This window comes from Mesorhizobium sp. M1A.T.Ca.IN.004.03.1.1 (assembly GCF_003997555.1).
Classification (GTDB): domain Bacteria; phylum Pseudomonadota; class Alphaproteobacteria; order Rhizobiales; family Rhizobiaceae; genus Mesorhizobium.
In genome coordinates this window covers 1-271 of sequence record NZ_RZTV01000338.1, presented here as the reverse complement: position 1 = coordinate 271, position 271 = coordinate 1, and the positions used below count along the sequence as shown (strand labels likewise).

Here is a 271-nt window from a genome sequence, read left to right as displayed (position 1 = left end):
CTAGATTTCACCAGCAGGCGGTTTCGGACTAGGGGTTAATCCTAGCGATCCGCTGACCGCAGCCTCGCAAACTCAGGGGCAACGACTGCGATGAACACCCCGGCATTGCCGAAAGCCCTCGCCGACAGCATCGCCCCATGGACCGATGCCATCAGCATTTGCGCCTGCTCCTCCGGCCGCTTGTCCATCTGAAACAGGCCTTGCTCGACCCCAGCCTCCAGCACCGAGGTTAGCCAGCCCGCGAGATTCTGGAAATGCGCGCGGACGCGGG

General features: G+C 62.7%; 1 pseudogene. It reads right to left on the bottom strand.

The window, feature by feature from the left end:
• Window positions 1–41: 41 nt before the first annotated feature.
• Window positions 42–271 (bottom strand): annotated as a pseudogene (locus EOD29_RS31885) (iron-containing alcohol dehydrogenase); the annotation flags it as partial.